11 protein-coding genes and 1 pseudogene are annotated in these 17,670 nt (G+C 44.8%); 4 read left to right on the top strand and 8 right to left on the bottom strand.

Annotated elements, in window-relative coordinates; genetic code table 11:
* Nucleotides 1-7: 7 nt before the first annotated feature.
* The 7 genes and pseudogenes from GKR48_RS09300 to GKR48_RS09270 form a co-directional block, all read right to left on the bottom strand.
* Nucleotides 8-514, bottom strand: a complete 507-nt coding sequence (locus GKR48_RS09300; protein ID WP_154627878.1) for an ESPR domain-containing protein — start codon at nucleotides 512-514, stop codon at nucleotides 8-10.
* A 393-nt stretch (nucleotides 515-907) separates the two neighbouring features.
* Entirely contained in the window at nucleotides 908-3,352 is a 2,445-nt protein-coding gene (gene glgP, locus GKR48_RS09295; RefSeq protein WP_154627877.1) for a glycogen/starch/alpha-glucan family phosphorylase, read from the bottom strand.
* Entirely contained in the window at nucleotides 3,345-4,847 is a 1,503-nt protein-coding gene (gene glgA / locus GKR48_RS09290) for a glycogen synthase GlgA (protein ID WP_154627876.1), read from the bottom strand. Before glgA ends, glgP begins: the two co-directional genes overlap by 8 nt.
* An 11-nt stretch (nucleotides 4,848-4,858) precedes the next feature.
* Nucleotides 4,859-6,169, bottom strand: a complete 1,311-nt coding sequence (gene glgC / locus GKR48_RS09285; RefSeq protein ID WP_154627875.1) for a glucose-1-phosphate adenylyltransferase — start codon at nucleotides 6,167-6,169, stop codon at nucleotides 4,859-4,861.
* A complete protein-coding gene (glgX, locus tag GKR48_RS09280; protein WP_154627874.1) occupies nucleotides 6,163-8,124 on the bottom strand; it encodes a glycogen debranching protein GlgX in 1,962 nt (653 codons plus the stop codon). The genes glgC and glgX overlap by 7 nt, the downstream gene beginning before the upstream one ends.
* Nucleotides 8,121-10,097 (bottom strand): annotated as a pseudogene (gene glgB, locus GKR48_RS09275) (1,4-alpha-glucan branching protein GlgB); the annotation flags it as partial. The pseudogene glgB and the gene glgX, both read right to left, overlap by 4 nt.
* A gap of 314 nt (nucleotides 10,098-10,411) precedes the next feature.
* The gene (locus tag GKR48_RS09270) at nucleotides 10,412-12,100 is read right to left on the bottom strand and encodes a glycoside hydrolase family 13 protein (RefSeq protein ID WP_154627872.1); all 1,689 of its coding nucleotides are present in this window, start codon (nucleotides 12,098-12,100) and stop codon (nucleotides 10,412-10,414) included.
* Between the two features lie 204 nt (nucleotides 12,101-12,304).
* On the opposite strand from GKR48_RS09270, the gene GKR48_RS09265 reads away from it, so the two are divergent.
* Genes GKR48_RS09265 through GKR48_RS09250 form a run of 4 tightly spaced genes read left to right on the top strand, consistent with a single transcriptional unit; the run spans nucleotide 12,305 to nucleotide 15,993 of the window.
* Nucleotides 12,305-13,300 carry a siderophore ABC transporter substrate-binding protein gene (locus GKR48_RS09265; protein WP_154627871.1) on the top strand — a complete coding sequence of 332 codons (996 nt, stop codon included), beginning with the start codon at nucleotides 12,305-12,307 and terminating at the stop codon, nucleotides 13,298-13,300.
* 3 nt (nucleotides 13,301-13,303) lie between these two features.
* Nucleotides 13,304-14,266: an ABC transporter permease gene (locus GKR48_RS09260; RefSeq protein WP_154627870.1), complete on the top strand. Its 963-nt coding sequence runs from the start codon at nucleotides 13,304-13,306 to the stop codon at nucleotides 14,264-14,266.
* Nucleotides 14,253-15,236 carry an iron chelate uptake ABC transporter family permease subunit gene (locus GKR48_RS09255; RefSeq protein ID WP_154627869.1) on the top strand — a complete coding sequence of 328 codons (984 nt, stop codon included), beginning with the start codon at nucleotides 14,253-14,255 and terminating at the stop codon, nucleotides 15,234-15,236. Before GKR48_RS09260 ends, GKR48_RS09255 begins: the two co-directional genes overlap by 14 nt.
* Nucleotide 15,237: 1 nt before the next feature.
* Nucleotides 15,238-15,993: an iron ABC transporter ATP-binding protein gene (locus tag GKR48_RS09250; RefSeq protein WP_154627868.1), complete on the top strand. Its 756-nt coding sequence runs from the start codon at nucleotides 15,238-15,240 to the stop codon at nucleotides 15,991-15,993.
* 37 nt (nucleotides 15,994-16,030) lie between these two features.
* Here GKR48_RS09250 and GKR48_RS09245 read toward each other — a convergent pair whose 3' ends face one another.
* On the bottom strand, nucleotides 16,031-17,497 hold the full coding sequence (locus GKR48_RS09245) for a hypothetical protein (protein ID WP_154627867.1): 1,467 nt from the start codon (nucleotides 17,495-17,497) through the stop codon (nucleotides 16,031-16,033).
* Between the last annotated feature and the right edge of the window lie 173 nt (nucleotides 17,498-17,670).

The raw sequence follows: 17,670 nt of genomic DNA, 5'->3' as shown, positions 1-17,670 counted from the left end.
TACCGCCTTAGCTGACATAAGTTCCGGCGCCAAATGCCGTGTTACCAAAACCATAAGCGACTGAGTTTGGGCCGAAAACCACGGTTCCGCCTGTGGAGGTCGTTTTTGAATCTGTTGATGAGTTCGCTATAGATGAATCTTTTCCTACAACAATGGTTTCAGATAAATAAAGGTTAGATAAGTTATTCGGATTCCATTTAGCATTAGGGAAATATTTTTTATCAATATCGATGTTATAAACGGCAACCATATTTACGTCGTCATCGACTCTTACTGTTAGTTTATCACTAACCACTGCATTAGCAATTAATGGAAATAGAGCGGATAAAGTAATGACAATATTTTTTATACTGAATATTCTTAAAATATTTTCTTTTTTACTATTGCCTTTATTTTTTGGATTAATCTTATTGTCTGTTGAGTTTTTTAATTTAGAACCGGATTGCGTTATTTCAGGTACGGCAACCCACGACTTTATCGCGTCGTTCCAAATAGTTTTATAAACTTTATTCATAATGACTTCCTATGAAATATAGCATTGCTGCGTGTAGGGTTATTAACCTACGTAAAGTTTACGTAGATATTGAATTTTTATTATTAGGTTTTAATTATACTAATCGCAAAGGTAATTGAATGTCATTAATAAAATAATGAATAGGGATTTTGATTTGGTTTTTTTTATATAATTAAGCTTTAATTAGTTAAGTTTTTTTAAATTTAAATAAGTTGAAAATAATATTAAGTATATTTTCAATATAAAAAAATATAAAAATAAAATTAACGAATGATAAAACTGCAAAAATACGCATATACAGCGTATTGATGCATTTTTTTGATCTTCAAAGTTTTAAACCTGACGCGAGTATTTACGTTAAATCTCTGGGCAGTTTAATCATGTTTTTTTATTTCACTGAGTGGGTTTCATTCGCCATATTTTTTCAACATATTCATTAATGGTTCTATCGGAAGAGAAATAACCTATATTGGCGATATTATTGAGTGTTTTTTGCGTCCATAACGTTGGGTTTTGATATAGCTTATCGACGGCATCTTGGGCTTGAACGTAAGAGTGGTAATCGGCAAGCAATTGGTAATGATCGCCAAAATTAATCAGAGAATCATAAAGCGGGTAATAGCGGTTAGGGTCATCGGGGCTGAAAATGCCCGAAACGAGGGAATTGAGGACATTGTGCAGATCTTCATGATTTTGGTAAATCTTTCGTGGGTCATAGCCTTGTGTGCGAATCGCGTTAACTTGCTCGGCGGTATGCCCAAAGATAAACATATTGTCTTCGCCAACATGTTCGCGAATTTCAATATTAGCACCGTCTAATGTGCCGATGGTCAATGCGCCATTGAGGGCAAATTTCATATTACCTGTTCCAGAAGCTTCAGTTCCTGCAAGGGATATCTGCTCGGATAAGTCGGTGGCGGGAATAATTAACTCCGCTAAGCTCACGCTGTAATTTGGAATAAAAATCACTTTTAAGCGGTTTTTGATTCGGGCGTCATGGTTAATCACGTTAGCGACATCATTGATGAGTCGGATAATCATTTTGGCGTTAACGTAGGATGAGGCGGCTTTTCCTGAAAAAATCACCACGCGCGGAACCCAATTTTTTTCGGGAAGTTGCAAGATACGCTGGTAGCGTCCAATGACTTGCAAGATATTGAGTAATTGGCGTTTATATTCATGAATACGTTTAATTTGTACATCGAACATAGCGTGAGGGTCGACGATGATATTGACGTTTTTAGCGATATAGTCGGCGAGAGCAACTTTGTTTTCTAACTTGCAGGTTTTTAACCGCTCAATAAATAGCGGAAAATCGGTGCGTTGCTGTAGGCGCGAAAGCTCTGTGAGATCTTCCCGCCAACTTTCACCGATGGTTTCATCAATCAAGCTTGCTAGGGGTTTATTGCACAACGCCAGCCAGCGGCGTGGGGTAATACCATTGGTGATATTGCTAAAACGCTCAGGAAATACTTTGGCAAAATCAGCAAAAATTTCTTGCGTCATGAGCTCAGAGTGCAGCTTTGACACGCCATTGATTTGGTAGCTACCCACGACGGCAAGCCATGCCATGCGAACATAGCGTCCATGGGATTCATCAATCAGAGATAGGCGGGTTAAAAGTTCTGGGTTATTGGGGTAACACTGTTTGATCTTAGTGAGAAAGTGGTCGTTTATTTCAAAGATAATTTGTAGATGGCGAGGGAGCAATCGCCCGAGAAGGTCCACAGACCATCGTTCTAATGCTTCACCCATCAGAGTGTGATTGGTGTAGGAAAAGATTCTTTCACTCATTTGCCATGCGGCTTCCCACTCATATTCGTGCTCATCGATAAGCAAGCGCATCAGTTCAGGAATGGCTAAAACAGGATGGGTATCATTCAGATGGATTGCCACTTTATCGGCAAGGTTACTCAACGTGCCATGGACTCGGTAATGGACATCGAGGATATTCTGCAAGGTTGCTGATACAAGAAAATACTCTTGCCCAAGGCGCAAAATTTTCCCCGATTCCGTAGAATCATTGGGGTAGAGCACACGGGAGACATTCTCAGAGAAATTTTTATCTTCAACGGCGGCCGAGTATTCCCCTTGGTTAAATTTGTTGATGTTCATTTCATTCGTGGCATGGGCAGACCATAGGCGTAGGGTGTTGGTGGCGTCGCAGCCATAGCCCATCACGATTTGGTCATAGGCGCGAGCAAGCACTTCTTCAGTTTCCACCCAACGAACGACTTTACCTTCTTGCTGAAGGCGGCCGGCAAAGCGGACTTTGTAGCTAAGGTTATAGCGTGGAAACTCCCATGCATTGCCATATTGTAGCCAGCGATCGGTGGACTCAACTTGTTGACCATCAATAATATTTTGCTGAAACATGCCATATTCGTAGCGAATTCCAAACCCAACGGAAGGAATTTTTAAGGTAGCGAGAGAATCTAGAAAGCAGGCGGCAAGACGCCCTAAACCGCCATTGCCTAAACCGGGATCATCCTCTTCCTCTAAAATAGCACCCAGTTCAAAGCCCATTTTTTTCAAAGCATCAGCCACATCCTCATACATACCTAAATTTAATAAAGTATTGGAGAGGGTGCGCCCAATCAGGAATTCCATAGATAGGTAAGCGACAGCGCGATTGGATTGGGATAAAGATCGGCGAATAGCGCGTAACCAACGGTCAACGGTTAAGTCGCGAATAGCATAAGAGATGGCATTGAGCCAATCATGCTGGGTGGCAATAATGGGGTCTTTACCAATCATAAATTTCAATTTGGTTTGAATGGAGTCGATCAGTGTTTTGATCCGCTGCTCGCGATTTTGGATGGTAAATGGATCATTCATGGTTAGCACCTTCCATCGTTGGGGAATGAAGCGTTGGCTCAATTAAGTTCTGGTAAAGCGCAAGGTATTTTTGGGCGGAAGATTGCCAGCTAAAATTCATCTGCATACCTTGGCGGCGTACGCGTTTCCAGCGAGTCGGTTCATTCCACAGAGCGAAAACGCGACGTACAGCATCATTGAGTTCGGTAGCTTTTCCATGGTGGGAGCGATAACCGTGATAGTCATGAAAGACAAAACCAGTTGCTGTGCGATCTGCTAAATTTTCGAGGGAGCAATCGGTGACGGTATCGGCTAGCCCGCCTGTGTGGCGAACCAGTGGGAGAGCGCCATATTTCAGACCATAAAGTTGGGTTAGCCCACAAGGTTCGTAGCGGCTAGGCACCACAATCACATCAGCGGCAGCAATCAATTTATGGGCATGGGGTTCGTCATAGCCAATAAGGACAGAAACCTGTTTTGGGAATTGGTCGGCAAGTTGCTCAAAGGCCTGCTGTAAATCAGCATCGCCACTGCCTAAGACCGACAATTGTCCGCCTTGGTGCAACAAATCGGGGATCACTTCCAGCAAGAGGTCTAATCCCTTTTGTGTACTGAGGCGGCTGACAACACCGAATAATGGCACTTTATCGGTGACATTAAGTTTGTTTTCTCGCTGGTGGGTCATTTTACTGATGGCTTTGCCGAGCATATTTTGCCGCCCGTAATTATGGGGGATCAACGGGTCAAGCTGCGGATCCCAAACTTGGTAATCCACGCCGTTTAAGATCCCCAAAATATCTTCTTGAGATTGGCGCTGTTTCAATAAACTGGCGAGCCCATACCCGTATTCGGGAGTAGTCACTTCTTTGGCATAAGTGGGGCTAACAAAGGTGATTTTATTGGCGTAGAACAGCCCCGCTTTGAGGTAGGAAATTTGCCCATAAAATTCTAAGCCTTCGGGGGAATAAAATCCGTTAGGCAGCTGCAACTCAGGAAAATGGATTGCCGAAAATAGCCCTTGGTAAGCCAGATTATGGACGGTAAATACGCAAGGAACAGGGTAGTCTTTGGCGGCGAGATAGGCGGCGCATAGTCCCGCATGCCAGTCGTGGGCGTGAATAATGTCGGGTCGCCAAGCGGCATCAAAACCGCAGGCAAGTTCGCAGCTTATCCAGCCTAATAAGGCAAAGCGCAGATAGTTGTCCCTGTATTCTTGTTGATTATTGTCGTGGTAGGGGCTGCCTGTACGCTGATAGAGATGCGGGGCGTCAATTAAATAGAGGCCGACGCCATCATAATGGCCAAAACGCAGAGTGAGGGGGCCTGCAAATGTATTGATATGGTTGCCAACCAAGGTGTGATGAACGGCATCCAGTAGCGCAGGAAAACCGGGTAATACGATACGGACATCCGCCCCTTCAGCGATTTGAGCTTGAGGTAATGCACCGAGCACATCCGCTAATCCGCCTGTTTTTAGCAGTGGAAATAATTCTGAGCCAGCATGAAGTATGCGCATCTGAGTCTCCTTTAAGCGGCAAGGTTATCGAGCATTGTTTGAGTGACAAGGACGACGCCACCTTCCGAGCGGTAGAAATGTTGGGCATCCCATTGTGGATCTTCACCAATCACCAGTTTGTTGGGTAACACACAGCCGCTATCGATAATGCAGCGTTGTAAGCGGCAGGCATATCCAATAGAGACATCGGGGAGGATCACGCAGGCGTTGAGTTGGCTGTGAGCATTCACGCGGACATTTTGGAAAATGACGGAGTTAGTAATTTTGGCATCTTCGACGATGGAGCCTGCATTAATCAATGTGTTGGTAATCTGAGGGGGCTGCTGTGACTCACCTTGAATAAACCGAGCTGGTGCCAATGGGGAGTGACCCGTCCGAATCGACCAATGGGGATCATACATATCCAGTGCGGGCTTCGCTGAAACTAAATCAATATTGGCGTTCCAGTAGGCATCAATGGTGCCTACGTCGCGCCAGTAGGGAGATGCATCCATATTAAAATCAGAATAGACACAGGAGCGGCTAAACGGGTGCGCCCAAGCCTTGCCTTGCTGTACCGCTTTAGGGATTAAGTTTTTACCAAAATCATGCTGTGTATTCTGCTGTTGCTGCTCTTCAGAAAGTAATTGGTAGAGGTATTGGGCATCAAAAACATAAACGCCCATACTGGCTAATGCGACATAAGGCTTCCCCGGCATCGATGGGGGAAATTGAGGCTTTTCAATAAAATTAATGATTTGTTCGTCATCGTTAATGTCCATGATGCCAAATTCAGACGCTTGGCTACAGGGCACTTCAATACAGGCCACCGTGCATTGGCTTCCTTTTTCTACATGGTCGAGCAACATGCGTGAATAATCCATTTTGTAAATATGATCCCCAGCTAACACAATGATGTATTTGGCTTGATATTGGCTAATCACATCGAGATTTTGAAAGATGGCATCGGCAGTACCTTGGTACCAATCTTCGGCATCCTGTTTCTGTTGAGCAGGGAAAATTTCAATAAATTCATTGGTTTTTCCGTTTAGAAATGACCAACTGTGCTGAATATGTTGGATTAAGTGATGAGAATAGTATTGGGTCAGTATACCGACGCGATAAATACCGGAATTAATACAGTTAGATAAGGTGAAATCAATAATTCGAAATTTCCCGCCAAAGTGGAGTGAAGGTTTTGGCTGCTTCTGAGTCAGGTCTTTGAGACGAGAGCCTTTACCACCCGCCAAGATAAGCGCAACCGTATTGCTCGGAAGTTCTTTGGCTAATAGCTGCCTCGAAATAGAATTTGGGTAGGCATAAAAAGGCATTTTCTCTAACATATCAATTCCTTAATGGCACTTTGCGAAAATTCGTGGCGTTGCATGACCACGAAGGTTTTTGGGGGAATAGAGCTAAGCAAGTGGAAATGAAAAGGCGGGACAGGGTGCCAATTCCCCTCGGGAAGCGTGAGCGAATGGGGCTGCTCAGTGAAATTAATCAGTAATAGCCATTGACCAGAAAGTAACACTTGCATGGGGCATGATTGCTGCCACTGTTCAAGGGTTATGGGGGAGCCTTGGGCATTTAGCCACTCAATGGTTTTATTGGGCGGCAGTGAATGCCACCATTGCCCCGATGTCAGTGCAGGGATCTGCTGGCGCAATGCGGCGAGTTGTGCGGTAAATTCCATAAGCGAGTGATCGGCTTCCTGCCAGTTAAGCCAGCTTATCGGGTTATCTTGGCAATAAGCGTTATTATTCCCTTGTTGGCTATGCCCTAATTCATCTCCTGCACGTAGCATCGGAGTGCCTAATGACAAGAACAGCAAACTGAATAAATGACGTTGGCTCTTTTGGCGTTCCTGCGCTATTTTCTCGGGGGCATTTAACCCTTCAAAACCATGATTATGACTGTTGTTGTGGTTGGTACCATCTTGGTTACTTTCACCGTTGGCATGGTTATGCTTGTGATTAAAACTGACTAAATCTCGCAGGGTAAAGCCATCGTGAACGGTGGTGTGGTTAATTGAAACAAAACTAGGACGATCATTCTGTGAAAGGCGGGAGTGTGAAAAACAGTCCCGCGAGCCTGCTAAGCGGCTTGCCAAAGTTCCGATAGGAATATCACGATATAAAACAGCACGACGGCAGTCATTGCGAAATTGGTCATTCCATTCGGCAAAAGGCGGTGGAAATTGCCCTAATTGGTAACCGTTGTTGGCGAGATCCCAAGGTTCGGCAATCAGTTTAAGTTGCCCAATAATGGGGTCTTGGGTGATAGCCTTAAGCAGTGGAGCATGGGAATTAAACTCCGGCGTTCTTCCCAAAATAGTGGCTAAATCAAAGCGAAATCCATCAACATGGCATTCAATTGCCCAAAAATGCAGGCAGTCGAGCACCCATTGGCTTACTGCCGAGTGGGACAATTTCAGTGTATTGCCGCAGCCCGTCCAATCTGCATATTCGCCATTATCGTTTAACCAATAATAAGTGGGGTTATCTAACCCTCTAAACGATAAACAAGGCCCTGAACGGTCTAATTCGGCCGTGTGGTTAAACACAATATCGAGGATAACTTCAATGCCAGCACGATGCAGGGTTTTGACCATATCGCGAAACTCACTGAGTGGCGTAGAACCTGCTTGCCCAGACCAATGTTGAGGCTCAATCGCAAACGGTGCCAGCGTGTTATAGCCCCAATAATTAGTGAGATTTTTAGCCTGTAATCGCGGTTCATCCAGATGAAACTGCACAGGGAGCAGCTCCAGTGCCGTGACACCAAGTCTCGTTAAATGCTGGACTATGCAAGGGTGTGCGAGAGCCGCATAGCTACCACGCAAGGCTGGCGGAATGTCAGGGTGTAGCATGGTAAGCCCCCGAACATGGGCTTCATAAATCACGGTTTTTGACCATGGAGTATGAAGAGGGGCATCTCCTTGCCAGTCATAAGGTTCATGGCTGACGACGGAGTAAGGATGCTGTTTACCACTGAGTTCGCGGCTGTAAGGGTCAATCAGTAAGTAGGCTTCATCAAACAATAATCCTGCTTGCGCTTCCCATTTCCCGCTGGCGCGATAACCATAATGCAGGCCCGCTTTTGCCCCCATTAAATAACCATGCCAAATAGGGTTATCCCCCCGATAGAGCGAGTAACGAGTTTCATTACCGAGTGAGTCCAACACGCACAGGTCAATGTGTTCTGCATGTTCGCTATAGACCGCAAAATTGACGCCGTGTTCGTCCGTGTGGCTGCCAAGGGGGGAAGCGTGACCTTGCCGAAAATTAAAATGTGTCATTCGGTGCCTCCCGTTTCCAAATCCGCCCGTTTCAAATACAGGGTAGCCAAAGGGGGAAGCGTAATATTTAGGGAGTGATTTTTACCGTGAGCCGCTATTTGCTGGGTGGATATTGCCCCCTGATTGCCCACATTACTGCCACGATAATAGTGAGAATCGGTATTGATAATTTCTTGGTAGCAAGCCGATTGGTGAACGCCGATGCGGTAGTTTTCGCGGGGAACGGGGGTGAAGTTGGCGACCACCAGAATTTCATGATTGTTAGCATCGCGCCGTACAAAGGCGAATACTGAATTTTGATGGTCATCAACGACCAACCATTCGAAGCCTCGTGGGGAGTAGTCGAGCTGGTACAGAGGTGGATGCTGCTGATAACAGTGATTTAAATCACGTACAAGGTGCTGTACACCTGTATGCCAGCCATCATATTCAGGGTTCAGTAAATGCCAATCCAGCCCTGTGTCGTGATCCCACTCTCGCCCTTGGGCGAATTCTCCTCCCATAAACAACAGTTTTTTACCCGGATGTCCCCACATAAACCCGTAATAAGCCCGTAAATTGGCGAATTTTTGCCATGTGTCGCCGGACATTTTGCCGAGGAGTGACCCTTTGCCATGCACCACTTCATCATGGGAAAGGGGTAAAACGAAATGCTCGCTGTGGGCGTAAAACATACCAAAGGTCATTTGTTGGTGATGATATTGGCGGTAAATCGGGTCAAGGGACATATAGCGTAGAGTGTCGTGCATCCAACCTAAATCCCATTTGAAATCAAAACCTAAACCGTGGTTTTCAATAGAGCCTGTGACATTGGGAAAGGCGGTTGACTCTTCGGCTATCATTAACGCATGGGGGCAGTTCTGTTGAACAATTTGGTTGGTATAACGTAGAAAATCGAGAGCTTCGAGGTTCTCTTTGCCGCCCCATTTGTTGGGTACCCATTCTCCTTCTTCGCGGCTGTAATCGCGGTAGATCATCGAGCTAACCGCATCGACACGCAGCCCATCGACACCAAAACGCTCTAGCCAATAGAGGGCATTGCCTGCCAAAAAGTTAGCCACTTCATAGCGGCTGTAGTTATAAATCAAAGTATGCCAGTTTTGGTGGACGCCTTCGCGCGGATCCGCATATTCATACAGCGCGGTACCATCAAATTGGATTAACCCATATTCATCATTGGGAAAATGGGCAGGTACCCAATCGAGGATCACTTTAAGGTGATGCTGGTGGGCGGTTTGAATCAAGTAGAGAAAATCCTCAACGCTACCAAAACGGTAGGTTGGGGAATAGAGTCCGATAGGTTGGTAGCCCCAAGAGCCATCAAACGGGTGTTCGCTGATGGGCAACAGCTCCAAATGGGTAAATCCCATTTCCGCCACATAAGGAATAAGTTGCTCCGCCAGTTGTCGGTAGCTGAGCCAGCCATTGTTGTGCGGGTGACGGCGCCAAGAGCCTAAATGCACTTCGTAAATTGAGATTGGCGTGGAAAGTGGCGAACTTGCAGTGGTGGAGTGCGGCGGTGTTTGTTTGTCTGGCAAGGCCGTTATCACTGATTCTACATGGGGAAATAGCACACTTTTCAGTGCGTAAGGGTCGGCTTTGACCCGCATATAGCCTCGGTTATCTTGTAATTCATATTTATACGCTTGCCCAATTTTGGCCTCAGGAATAAACCGTTCCCAAATACCCACCTCATGGCGCAATGTCATTGGGTGAATACGCCCATCCCACTGATTAAATTCGCCAACAACTGAGACCCGTTGAGCATTGGGCGCCCATAAAGAAAAAATCACCCCATCAACACCGTCGAAGTTGACGGGGTGGGCACCAAGACATTCATAGGGACGTAGATGGGTGCCTTCTGCCAGTAGCCAGCCATCTATGTCACGAATGAGAGTGCCAAAGCCATCAGTGTGCTTTTTAATTGCTTGGGTTTCTACGATGGATATTTCCGCAGAATGACGCCCTGAAGTTATTTGAGAAATAACTTCGCGATTATTAGTTGGCAAATAAATAACCTCAAGAAAAGTGAAATGAGCAATTTAAACTTTACTTAAATTATTTAATTTGTATTTGATAGGCTTCACATATTTAGCTTTAAAAGTTTTTAAATTCGTTATTTAACAATGAGTTAATTTGTTTTTGAATAGTATTATTAAGTTATCAATTAATAATACTCAACGTAATTAAATGCTTAATTTAATGATTATCACCCGATTATGATTGATATCGAAATATCGGGTGATTATTTATCTTTAATTACGCCTATTCAGAGTGATTTATTTAATTATTCGCTTTTCTCTACTTCAAAAATTATTGATTGATAAGGCTGTAGGATAATTTGCTGCTTGTCGTTATGGATATTGTCATTATGGGTATTTGCGATATTGCTTAAATGCACTTGGCGATAATTTTGGTGAATAGCCTGCGGTTTATCGCTGAAATTACAGTAAATATCGATGGCGCGTGAGCCTAATGTTCGGCGATAAGCAATAACAGGTTCAGGGGCGCTGATTTCTGAGAATTCGCCTTCAACCAAGATATCGCTAATTGGCGAATGGCGGCGCAGGGTAATTAATTGCTGGTAAAACGCGAAAAGTGAATCGGGTTGCTGCTGTTGGGCGGCGGCATTAACCTCTCGGTAATTGGGATTGACCTTCAACCATGGGGTGCCTGTGGTAAATCCGCCATGATGCTGGTTATTCCATTGAAATGGTGTTCGTGCATTGTCGCGGCTGCGTTGGGTAAAATAGTTCATCATGGTGGTATGAGAGTATCCGTGCGTTTGACCCCATTGGTAGAGTTTAAAGAGATGCAGATCGTGGTGCTCGTTGAGCGTCATTGGGCAGTTCGTCATGCCAATTTCTTGCCCTTGATAAATAAATGGCGTGCCGCGCTGAGTCAGTAAGAACATCGCCAACATTTTTTCGGCGACAGGGGAGATGGCGCCTTTCGGTAAGAATTTGTTCAGAGAGCGCGGTTGGTCATGATTTTCTAAATAAGGCGCGCCCCAACCAACTTGCTGGGTTGTGAGCTGGCTTTTTAGAAAAACAGGTTTCAAACGTTCACCAGTGATTGGAACAATGGAAAACGGGGGCTGCTTGGCAATGTCGAGATCCGCAATACTGAAATCAAACACCATAGAGAATGAGCCGTCCTCACCAATATAATTCGCAAGATCTTGCGGTGGAACATCGATTTCAGCCACCGTCATTGAGTTCGCAGGGTGGAAGGTTTGGCTCGCGAGCTCCTTTAAAAATTCGTGTATTCCCAGTTGGTTCACCACCCAAGGGACTAAAAACGCGGTGCCATCTTCCCGATCGGGAGGGAACTGGTAAGGCGAGAGGGCTTCAGGGGACTTTTTTATATTGCCGATGGCATCAATGCGGAATCCTGCAACCCCTTTAGCTATCCAACGATTGATCATTTGGATAATTTCTTGGCGCAATTGTGGATTTTCCCAATTAAGATCAGGTTGCTCGGGGCCGAAAGAGTTGAAGTACCAGCGATTACTATCGGGAACTCGAGTCCAGACTGGGCAGTCAAAATAGGTACGTAAATTGTTCGGTGGAGTGGGTTTATCCCATTCAATAAATTGGTAATAGTCGGCGTAAGGACTGTTTGGGTCGGCAAGGGCAGCTTCGAACCAAGGGTGCTGGTTTGAGCTGTGATTAAGCACTAAGTCCAGCAGAATTTTAATGCCACGCTGCGAAGCTTGGCTGATTAAAATATCAAGGTCATCATTGCTGCCAAAAACCGGATCCACGCTGTCATAGTTGGCAATGTCATAGCCATTATCTTTCATCGGCGATGCAAAAATTGGACATAGCCAAATCACGTTTACGCCTAAAGATTGGATATAGTCTAGCTTGGCGGTGATACCAGCAAGATCGCCAATACCGTCGCCATTATGGTCATAGAAGCTTTTGGGGTAGATTTGGTATACCACCGCAGATTTCCACCAGGCTTGAGCCATTTGTTTTCTCCCTAATCAAAATAAGATGTGAGTAAGTCGCTTTAAATATAGGCAATGTGTGTTTTTGTGCGATGTATCATTATTTTACGAAATGCAAATGCAAACTAATATCATTAGCGCTATGTTTCATGTAAGATATCCGCCATCTTCGGGTCATGGGTAACGTGACTAACGATAATCACATTGAAAGGTGGAGGAATTTAGATGTTCGCAAAAGCATTAGTTTCAGGGTTTGCCCTATTATCCGTTGTTGCGTTAGCGGGTTGTGATGACGCTCAGCAAACACAAACAGCAGCGCCAACGACCGAGCAGCCAGCAACAGAAAAAGCAGCTGAAAAACAAACAATTGTCGTTGAACATGCTCAAGGCAAAACTGAAATTCCTAGCCATCCACAACGTGCGTTTGTGATGAACATGGAAACCTTAGACATCATCGATGCGCTGGGTATTCCGGTGATTGGTGTTCCACAAACTAACGCCCATTTTCCACAGTTTTTAGAGAAATATAGCACCTCAGAATATGTTAATGGCGGGAGCTTATTTGAGCCGGCTTATGAAACTATCAGCAGTGCAAAACCTGATGTGATTTTAGGTGGTAGCCGTGCTCGCGACGCTTATGACAAATTAAGCGGTATCGCACCAACGATTTCTCTGGATATTGATAACAAACGTTTTATTGATAGCCTGATGGAGCGTACTGCGCTGTTAGGTTCTTTATTTGGTAAAGAAGAACAAGCGAATAAACTCGTTTCTGACTTCAAAAACAAAATTAATGATATCAAAGACAAAACCCCTGAAGCTGGCAAGGCGATGGTGATCTTAGTGAGCGGTGGTAAAATTTCAGCTTACGGTCCAGGTTCCCGTTTTGGCTTTATCTTTGATGTATTAGGTTTCGAACCGGCTTATGTCTTCACTGAAGATACTGGTCGTCACGGTAATATCGTGAACTCAGAACTGTTATTAAAACTGAACCCAGACTGGTTATTTGTTATCGACCGTGATGGCGCGATTGGTGCGAAAGATGCGCAGCCTGCGGCAGACGTGTTAGACAACGCATTAGTTAGAAAAACCTCCGCATGGGAAAAAGGCCAAGTGGCTTATTTAGATTCTTCAGCGGTTTATATCGCTGGTGGTATCCAAACCTATTCCCAATTAATGGATGATGTAAACAAAGCTTTAGAGAAGAAAAAAACGAATTAATCAATGAAAACGCTTTATCTCTCTTTTGGTATCATCGCGTTATTGGTATTAGCGGTATTAAGCTTGTTTATTGGAGCGGGTGACGTGTCACCCGTTTCGCTTTTCACCGATCCCGAGATGCAAGATATCTTTTTCGTGAGCCGTATCCCTCGCACAGCCGCCCTGATCCTTGCAGGAAGCGCCATGAGCGTCGCGGGGCTGATTATGCAGCTACTCACCCAAAACCGTTTTATCGAACCTTCCCTTGCGGGTACCACACAATCAGCGAGCCTTGGGTTACTGTTCGTGATGATCCTGTATCCAACCGCTTCTATCATGACCAAAATGGTGGTGGCGAGCGGATTTGCACTGCTAGGCACAGCGCTGTTTATGCTGATTTTACGCCGGATTATTTTGAAATCCGCCCTGATAGTGCCGCTAGTCGGTATTATGCTTGGGGCCGTGATCAGCGCACTCACCATTTTTACCGCCTACTATTTTGACCTGCTTCAATCCCTAGGTGCTTGGATGAGCGGCGATTTCTCCAGCATTTTACAAGGTCGCTATGAGCTACTTTGGCTGGTGGGTGGTTTAACACTGGCAGCCTGCTTAATTGCTGATAGCTTTACAGTGGCAGGGATGGGGCGTGAGTTCTCCGTTAACGTCGGTTTGAATTACCAGAAAGTGATGACCATCGGGTTATCTATTATCGCCTTAATCAGCGGCGTGGTCGTGGTCGTTGTCGGTGCGTTGCCATTCTTAGGATTGATTGTCCCAAACCTGATTAGCTTGATGATGGGGGACAATATTCGTAAAACTATCCCGTGGATCTGTTTGGCAGGCGGCGGCTTAGTACTGCTGTGTGACATTATTGGTCGCCTAATTCGCTATCCGTTTGAAATTCCTGCGAGTGTGATTTTAGGTGTCGTCGGCGCGGTTATTTTCCTTTATCTCTTGTTAAAGCATCAGCGTTATGGAAAAAGTTAATTCATTAAGTTTGCCAGTGAAAAGAACGTTCACGCCAATCCAGCGCATCGGTTTATTGGCTGGGCTGTCAGTGCTGTCGATCATTTTATACATGACCATTAATTTGGGCAGTAATCTTGCGTATATCCTGCCCCATCGTGGTTATATCGTTCTGACAATGATCATTGTGGCGTTTGGCTCTGGGGTGTCGACGGTTCTGTTTCAAACTATCGCCAATAACAAAATTCTGACGCCATCCATTATGGGGTTAGAGGCATTGTTCATCTTGCTGCAAACTATCTTTGTGTTTTATACCGATAGTTTTCCCGCATCATGGCTGTTGAATATTGGTAAGTTTTTATTGGAATCTTCCCTGCTGGTGATTTTTTCCGTACTGCTGTACCGCTGGCTGTTTATCTCCGTCAAAATGAATATCAACTTAGTGTTGATGGTGGGAATTATCCTCGGAACACTGTTTCGCAGTTTGGCGACCTTGCTGCAAAGATTAATGGATCCGAATGAGTTTTCCATCTTGCAAAGTCGGATGTTCGCGACTTTTACCAAAGGAACGCCGGAGCTGATTCTATTCACGTTGGTGATCACCGTGATTGTGGGCATTCTGCTTTGGCGTATGCGTTACTGCTTTGACGTGCTCGCACTGGGACAAGCCAATGCGGTGAACTTAGGGATTAACTACCGTCAGCAAGTCACCGTCATCTTATTACTGATTTCTGTCTTAGTGGCAATTTCCACGGCGCTGGTGGGCCCGCTAACGTTCCTCGGCTTGATGGTGGCTAACTTGGCTTACTACATCGCAGGAAGCAGCCAGCATCGCTATTTATTGCCTGTTTCTTTCCTACTCGGTGTGATTGCATTAGTGGGCGGACAGTTAGTTCTTGAATATGGATTGAATAAAGCGGGTACCTTGTCTGTAGTACTCGAGTTTGTCGGTGGAATATTCTTTATTTATATGGTGTTAAGAAGGTTTTAGTATGATTGAAATTCATCAGATATCGAAAAGTTATCAAGATACTAAGGTCTTAGATAACGTTACAACCAATATTAAAAATAGCGGTGTCACTTCAATCATCGGTCCAAATGGTGCAGGGAAATCAACGCTGTTGTCGATTATTGGTCGCTTACTATCGGCTGATCACGGTTATGTCAAAGTGAATAACTTGGATGTCTCGACCACACCAAGCGACCAACTCGCTACCTGCTTATCGGTACTTCGCCAAGAAAACCAATTTGCTAGCCGCTTAACGGTGGAAGAGCTGGTTGGTTTCGGGCGTTATCCTTATACCAAAGGGCGCTTAACACTGGATGACAAACAGAAAATCGATGAGTCTCTGGCATTTTTGAACTTAACTGAATTTCGTCATCGTTATCTTGATGAGCTTTCAGGTGGCCAGCGCCAGCGCGCGTATGTGGCGATGGTGCTGTGCCAAGATACCGAATATGTGCTGCTGGATGAACCATTGAATAACTTGGACATGAAGCACGCGGTGATCATGATGAAATTACTGCGCCGTGCGGCGGATGAGCTGGGTAAAACCATCATTCTGGTGATCCACGATATTAACTTTGCTTCTGTGTATTCAGACTATATTGTGGCGCTGAGAAATGGACGTTTGTCTTACCACGGCGAGCCTCAAGAGATCATGAAGTCCGAGATTTTAGAGGAAATTTTTGATACGCCGCTTGAAGTCAAAGAGCTGGATGGGCAACGTATCGCACTGTATTACTAGTGATATCCGCTCCAATAGGCGATATTGGAGCGGTGTTTTATTGTGGCGGAATAGTAATATCTTCGTCGCTGTCTAATTCATCAAGTGGCTGAAGAATTTCCAAGCGTTTGATGCCATCTGCATTTACCACTAAACGCGCTAATTCATTGTAGGCTTTCTTATTCATGATGACGCGGCGGCAAAGGTAAATATGATAAACCTTTTCGCCGATGATGACGGGTTCATCATCATTAACCATCAACTCTTCATAGCTAATATCGAGATATTTCAAAAAGTCTGAAATATTAATCCGCGTAATATCCACAATAGACGATTGAGTCTGCATAAAGGCCGCAGAATGGCTGTGCAAGGTGACATCCTTGCGATAATACAGAATATCTTCCACGCGCTGTACATTGACCAAATTTACCCAGTGGGATTTTTGTCGCATTTCATGAATATCAGGGGATAGGGTGCTTTCTTTCAGAAAGCGGAATGACTCCTTACAAACCCCAACCGGCTCTTTGACCCCTTCCCGATAAATACGCAATTGGCGGTCGGGGATCCAACGTTGAAACAGACGGTATAGCTGTTCTCGTCCAATCTCTTTTAAACGATCTTTAAAGATATAACCAATCACCATCGCTAAGAATAAATTGGCGCTGAGCGCACCGTATTTACCTTGCCACATAAAGGCGATAAATGTGGCGAAAATCATCGAAATTGCAGCTGCAATCCCATAAATGGAGTGCAAAAGTAACGGTAGACCTCGTTTGTGGCGGATCTCTAAGTAGAGGTAGCGATTAATATATTTTTTCAGCAAATTGCGGCGGTAAGTGACCATTTCCGCATCGTTTTCATCATGTGGAAAGCTATCTGGTGCTAGCTTTTTCAAGTAACGCATTTCTTGATACCACAGATGGCGAATTTCATCGCGCAGAGGAAGCTGTTTGTCTTTTAATAAATCCTGTAAGTAAAACAGGGTGTAATGGGACATAAACTCATCGCAATAGGCGAAAGCGTTGGATTGAATCACACTCTCAATAGGGGCAGCATAGGCGCTGAGTTCTCGATAGCGTTTGAGCCCATGCTCAATGTCTGCCAACATCCCTGTTATATACTCTTCAGTTTGCCGTTGAGCGTTTTGGGCGACCATCTTCAGGGTTAGCCGCACGCTGCGCTTAAAGGTGAGTGCAAAACGTTTTAGATGGTTTTCATATTCATCTAATGTTGGTGGTAATTCAGGATCTAGCCGTTCCAACCAACTTTTTAATTCATCGACTAGCCCACCTTCTGCAGGAATAGAAGTGAGCTGCACAGTAGGCGCTCGCAGCCGAATATAGTTTTTCAAGCTGCGCTGAAGATTTGAAGGGGTGTAGAGATCCGGGTTAACTTGCATCGATGCAGGAAGAAAAAAGAAGGTTTCAACTTGGTAGCGGATCTCTTTTGATTTCCGAGGAAAAAAGACTTGCTGTTTGATTTCAAACTGCTTTTTACCGTGGATCTTGAGAGATTCTTTAATCATAGCCTTCCTACCGGTGTTTCAGCGTATTCAAATATGAGGTGAATACAATGCAAGTATTTATCAAGGAAGAACAATAGTAATGTGGATGGCAATAAAAGAGAAGGGCGGCAAATAGCAGGAAAACAAAACGGCCGCTAATGTTTACTTCCAAGCCAAAGCGGAAATAAATAGTC

This window comes from Providencia sp. wls1943 (assembly GCF_009706275.1).
GTDB lineage: Bacteria > Pseudomonadota > Gammaproteobacteria > Enterobacterales > Enterobacteriaceae > Providencia > Providencia zhijiangensis.
The sequence above is the reverse complement of the archived record's forward strand: the minus strand, read 5'-3'. Positions and strand labels throughout refer to the sequence as shown.

Excerpts from the sequence above, each read along its gene's own strand:
- GKR48_RS09300 (WP_154627878.1), bottom strand. The coding sequence starts at position 514 with ATGAATAAAGTTTATAAAACTATTTGGAACGACGCGATAAAGTCGTGG.
- glgP (WP_154627877.1), bottom strand. The coding sequence starts at position 3,352 with ATGAATGATCCATTTACCATCCAAAATCGCGAGCAGCGGATCAAAACA.
- glgA (WP_154627876.1), bottom strand. The coding sequence starts at position 4,847 with ATGCGCATACTTCATGCTGGCTCAGAATTATTTCCACTGCTAAAAACA.
- glgC (WP_154627875.1), bottom strand. The coding sequence starts at position 6,169 with ATGTTAGAGAAAATGCCTTTTTATGCCTACCCAAATTCTATTTCGAGG.
- glgX (WP_154627874.1), bottom strand. The coding sequence starts at position 8,124 with ATGACACATTTTAATTTTCGGCAAGGTCACGCTTCCCCCCTTGGCAGC.
- GKR48_RS09270 (WP_154627872.1), bottom strand. The coding sequence starts at position 12,100 with ATGGCTCAAGCCTGGTGGAAATCTGCGGTGGTATACCAAATCTACCCC.
- GKR48_RS09265 (WP_154627871.1), top strand. The coding sequence starts at position 12,305 with ATGTTCGCAAAAGCATTAGTTTCAGGGTTTGCCCTATTATCCGTTGTT.
- GKR48_RS09260 (WP_154627870.1), top strand. The coding sequence starts at position 13,304 with ATGAAAACGCTTTATCTCTCTTTTGGTATCATCGCGTTATTGGTATTA.
- GKR48_RS09255 (WP_154627869.1), top strand. The coding sequence starts at position 14,253 with ATGGAAAAAGTTAATTCATTAAGTTTGCCAGTGAAAAGAACGTTCACG.
- GKR48_RS09250 (WP_154627868.1), top strand. The coding sequence starts at position 15,238 with ATGATTGAAATTCATCAGATATCGAAAAGTTATCAAGATACTAAGGTC.
- GKR48_RS09245 (WP_154627867.1), bottom strand. The coding sequence starts at position 17,497 with ATGATTAAAGAATCTCTCAAGATCCACGGTAAAAAGCAGTTTGAAATC.